At 57.8% G+C, this 4,479-nt stretch carries 5 protein-coding genes; all 5 read left to right on the top strand.

What is annotated here, in order from left to right; all coding sequences use genetic code 11:
* The first annotated feature begins 31 nt into the window (after window positions 1-31).
* Window positions 32-790 carry a nickel pincer cofactor biosynthesis protein LarB gene (larB, locus tag HFM78_RS05110; protein ID WP_287128345.1) on the top strand — a complete coding sequence of 253 codons (759 nt, stop codon included), beginning with the start codon at window positions 32-34 and terminating at the stop codon, window positions 788-790.
* Between the two features lie 36 nt (window positions 791-826).
* Window positions 827-1,618 carry a SpoIID/LytB domain-containing protein gene (locus HFM78_RS05105; RefSeq protein WP_287128344.1) on the top strand — a complete coding sequence of 264 codons (792 nt, stop codon included), beginning with the start codon at window positions 827-829 and terminating at the stop codon, window positions 1,616-1,618.
* A 19-nt stretch (window positions 1,619-1,637) separates the two neighbouring features.
* Window positions 1,638-2,405 (top strand): MlaE family lipid ABC transporter permease subunit, encoded by a 768-nt coding sequence (locus HFM78_RS05100; protein ID WP_287128343.1) that lies wholly within the window; start codon window positions 1,638-1,640, stop codon window positions 2,403-2,405.
* A gap of 215 nt (window positions 2,406-2,620) precedes the next feature.
* Window positions 2,621-3,895 (top strand): phosphopyruvate hydratase, encoded by a 1,275-nt coding sequence (gene eno / locus HFM78_RS05095; RefSeq protein ID WP_287128342.1) that lies wholly within the window; start codon window positions 2,621-2,623, stop codon window positions 3,893-3,895.
* Between the two features lie 2 nt (window positions 3,896-3,897).
* A partial coding sequence (locus HFM78_RS05090; protein ID WP_287128341.1) for a stage II sporulation protein M occupies window positions 3,898-4,479 on the top strand: 582 nt, incomplete at its 3' end.

Raw genomic sequence — 4,479 nt, 5'->3', positions numbered from 1 at the left:
GTAATGTTATGGTGTGGTTTTGGTAAATGCAGTGGACCCTGACACCCTGCGTCAGCTTTTAGAACAGGTCGCTTCAGGCCAGTTAGCGGTGGAGCAAGCCCAGTCCCGACTCCAATACGATGACCTGGGTTTTGCCAAGTTGGACTACCAACGGGCTGTGCGTCAAGGTATCCCTGAGGTGGTCTGGGGACCGGGCAAGACTCCTGCCCAGATTGGGATTCTACTCGCTCGACTGGCCCAGCAGCACCCCGTCGCCATGGCAACGCGCATTGAACCGGGCGTATTTCAAGAAATCACTCAGCAATTACCCCAAGTCCGCTACGACCCGGTGGCCCGTATTTGTGCGCTCGGGGAACCCCTACCCCAGCCCGGGGTGGTCCTCGTCGTCACAGCGGGAACCTCGGATATCCCAGTGGCCCAAGAAGCCGCCCTGACCGCTGAACTCTGTGGTTTCACCGTCAAGCGATTGTGGGATGTGGGGGTCTCGGGGATTCACCGTCTGTTGGAGAACCACGACTTACTGAGGACCGGGGACGTCCTGATTGTTGTCGCGGGACTCGAAGGGGCTTTACCCAGTGTGGTCGGAGGACTCGTTGCGGTCCCCGTGATTGCGGTCCCGACCAGTATTGGATATGGGGCCAGTTTCGGCGGGGTCGCTGCACTGCTTGGAATGCTTAACAGTTGTGCCAGTGGGCTGGGGGTCGTCAATATTGACAATGGTTTCGGGGCCGCCATGCTTGCCGCGCGCATCCTCCATCTATCAAACCGTGAAAAACAGACTTCCTCATAATTGGGTACACTGCTAAAGAACTCCTTGCAGGACCCCATGGTCAGGTTTTGGCTCCTCCTCATGGTCTGGGTGATGTGGTCCCCGGCAGCCCAAGCTTTTGTCGTGCGGGTGCTCGTGGAAGGTCCCAGTCCGGCCCTCGAAGTGGCAGTCTCCGTCCCCGCGAAACTGGTCCAGGACAACGGGCAGGTCATCCCCGTCACCCCGCTCCAGGTCCAACGCATCACCCCCGCCATGCGCGGGGTCCTCACGGTCAAAAATGGCTACATCCTCGTCGGCGACCGTTGGTACCCCGAGACGGTCCGGTTTGAGGCGATTAAGGGCAAGATTGCGGCGGTGAACTGGGTCGAAAGTGAGACCTACCTGCGGGGCGTTGTCCCCCGCGAGATGCCCGCTAGTTGGAACCTCCAAGCTTTGATGGCCCAAGCGATTGCGGCGCGGACCTACGCCTATATCAGCCGGATTGAGCGCAAATGGGGACCGATTTACGACCTAGTGGATGACGAACGCGACCAAGTATATGGGGGGTTCGCCAAACTCGACCCGCGCTCGGGTAAGAGCAGTCACCTCGTCCACGCCCGGGCCGACCAAGCCGTAGCCCAGACCGCCGGGGTGATCCTAGGGACCGGGAATGTCCGGGGCTATTATCGAGCCAATGTCGGCTGGGTCCGCGATAGCAACGGCTACTATTTACCCGTGATGAAAGGGGCAGTTATGGACCAGACCGTGACCGGGCGGATGGCAAAAGCAGGCTGGGATTACTACCAGATCCTCCAACACTGGTACAAAACCCCGCTCTATCGTCTCCAGGAACCAACGGTAAAATCCTGATCTCTGCCACAATATCTGCATGGAATGGTTCAACCGCGCTTTTGCAGCCCTTTTGCTCCTCGGGCAGGTCCTCAGTCGGCTAGTCCGGTTACGGATCCACTGGCGCAATACTTTAGAACAGTTCGCCTTGGTCGGGAATGAATCGGTGGTCATCGCGGTGGTGACAGCAATTTTTGTGAGTATGGTCTTCTCCGTCCAGGTGACCCGTGAATTTATCGCCTTCGGGGCCTCCTCAGCGATTGGTGGGGTTTTGGCGATTGCTCTAGTCCGGGAACTCGCCCCAGTTTTGACGGCGGTGATCCTGGCGGGACGAGTCGGGTCGGCCTTTGCTGCTGAGATTGGTACGATGCGCGTCACCGAGCAGATTGACGCGCTCCAGGTTCTCCAGACGGACCCGATTGACTATTTGGTCGTGCCTCGGGTCTTAGCCTGTTTGGTGATGTTGCCCGTCTTGACGGTCTTGGCGGAGGTGACGGGTCTAATGGGGGGACTCTTCATCACCACTCAGGTTTATGGGCTGACGGTGGACCTTTATATAGATTCTGCCCAACGCCTCCTCGATACCTGGGACCTCGTAAGCAGTGTGATCAAGGCGGCTACGTTTGGGGTTTTGATTGCGGTGATTGGTTCAAGTTGGGGGATGACCACGGATGGGGGCGCAAAAGGGGTCGGTCGTTCGGCAACCACGGCGGTCGTAACTTCGTTGATGGCAATTTTTGTGGTAAATTTCTTCCTGTCACTGGTAATGTTCCAGGGTCAGGGTCAGGCTTTTCAAAAGGGTTTTTAGCAAAGGGCCGAGCCCAACGTGACCCGGCCTTGCCCTTCAAAACGCACTCCAACCATCGAGCCTCAGTTCTACTCACCATATCACCGTGTCTGCACAGATTTAGAGAAAATGCTATCTCTCCTGAGAAAGAGTCTTTAACCTTAAGAAGTTCTGTGCCTCCGGTGAATTGGGGAGGACCCCCCTTAAGATGGGGGCGAATTTGACCGGACACGATCATGCAGACTACGATCCAGCACATCCATGCCCGCGAAATTCTGGATTCTCGGGGCCGTCCCACCCTAGAAGCTGAAGTCACCCTCACCTCAGGAGTCCTCGGTCGCGCCGCTGTCCCCAGTGGAGCCTCCACGGGAAGTTTCGAGGCCCATGAACTGCGCGACGGGGATAAGACCCGCTACCGGGGCTTCGGCGTATTGACGGCAGTAGAACACATCCGCCAGACCCTCGCCCCTGAACTTGTCGGGAAGAACGCCTTAGACCAGATTGCGGTGGACCAGCAGATGCTCGCCCTAGATGGCACCGCCAACAAAAACCGCCTGGGGGCCAACGCCATCCTCGCGGTCTCCCTAGCCTGTGCCCAAGCTGTCGCTCAAGAACTGCACCTCCCGCTCTACCGTTACCTGGGCGGTCCTTTGGCGAATGTGCTCCCGGTCCCCTTGATGAATGTCCTCAATGGCGGTGCCCACGCGGACAACAACGTGGATATTCAAGAATTCATGATTGTTCCGGTGGGGGCGACCAGTTTCCGCGAAGCCCTGCGCTGGGGTGCGGAAGTCTTTGCAGTCTTGAAAGGGGTCCTCAAGGGCCAGGGTCTCAGTACCGCCGTGGGCGATGAGGGCGGTTTTGCCCCGAACGTAACCTCTAATGAAGAAGCCTTGAAACTGTTGGTCCAGGCGATTGAACTGGCGGGCTACCAACCGGGGACGCAGATTGCCTTGGCCCTGGACGTGGCGAGTAACGAACTCTACCAAGACGGGCACTATCACCTCGATGGCAAGACCTTGACCAGTAGTGAATTGGTGAGTTTCTACGGGGACTGGGTGGACCGCTACCCGATTATCTCGATTGAGGACGGTCTCCAGGAGGAAGACTGGAAGGGCTGGCATGAATGCACGCAACGCCTCGGCGCACAGGTCCAACTCGTCGGTGATGACCTTTTTGTGACGAATCCGGTTCGTTTACAAAAAGGGATTGAGGGCAACGTGGCGAACGCTATTTTAATCAAGGTCAATCAGATTGGTTCCCTCACCGAGACGCTCCAGACGATTGCCTTGGCCCATCATTCCAGCTACCGTTCGGTCATCTCCCACCGTTCCGGTGAGACGGAGGATACCTTCATTGCGGACTTGGCGGTGGCAACCCGGAGCGGTCAGATTAAAACTGGGTCCCTCTGCCGTTCGGAGCGCGTGGCGAAGTACAACCAACTGTTGCGGATTGAGGAGCAGTTGGGCAGTAGTGCGGTCTATTTGGGACGGGGGGCCTTCCGGGTCTAACCATGAACTTCCAGCGTTGGATCAACTACCGCCGCCCCGACTGGCAACGACTCGAAGCTATTCTCAACAACCCGCAGACTCCCGACGACCTGCGCCAGTTGGGGGGGCTTTATCGGCAGGTGTCGGCGGATCTCGCCAAGGCCCAGTTACACCAACTCGGGCCGGACCTGTTGGGCTATCTGCAAGGGCTGACGCTCCAGGCTCATAATCAGGTCTACCAGCCGCCTGTGGTCCATTGGCCCACTGCTGTAATGAACTATTGGCGGGAGTTGCCCAGTCAGGTGCGGGTGCTGTGGCCCTATTTGCTTGCCAGTGTGGGGCTTTTCGGGTCGGGGATGGTGGTGGGTGCGATTCTGTATTTGAGCGATGCTAGTTTCATTGAGACGATGCTGCCCCCTCAGGCTGTGGCGGGGGTCCGCGAAAAGGGTAAGCTCTGGACTTCGGGTTCTACCTTAGCCCTAGCACCGTTGGAGAGTTCGGCCTTGATGACCAATAATATTTCCGTCGCACTCACGGCCTTTGCGGGGGGGATGTTAGCGGGGCTGGGGACGACGTTCATCCTCTTTTTCAATGGGGTATTGTTG

Source organism: Candidatus Cyanaurora vandensis, from assembly GCF_013285555.1.
In the GTDB taxonomy this organism is placed as follows: Bacteria; Cyanobacteriota; Cyanobacteriia; order Gloeobacterales; family Anthocerotibacteraceae; genus Cyanaurora; species Cyanaurora vandensis.
Note: the sequence above shows the minus strand (reverse complement) of the source record. Positions and strands in the feature narration are given on the sequence as shown.

Coding starts and splice junctions, on each gene's coding strand:
- HFM78_RS05105 (WP_287128344.1), top strand. CDS start 827: ATGGTCAGGTTTTGGCTCCTCCTCATGGTCTGGGTGATGTGGTCCCCG.
- HFM78_RS05100 (WP_287128343.1), top strand. CDS start 1,638: ATGGAATGGTTCAACCGCGCTTTTGCAGCCCTTTTGCTCCTCGGGCAG.
- eno (WP_287128342.1), top strand. CDS start 2,621: ATGCAGACTACGATCCAGCACATCCATGCCCGCGAAATTCTGGATTCT.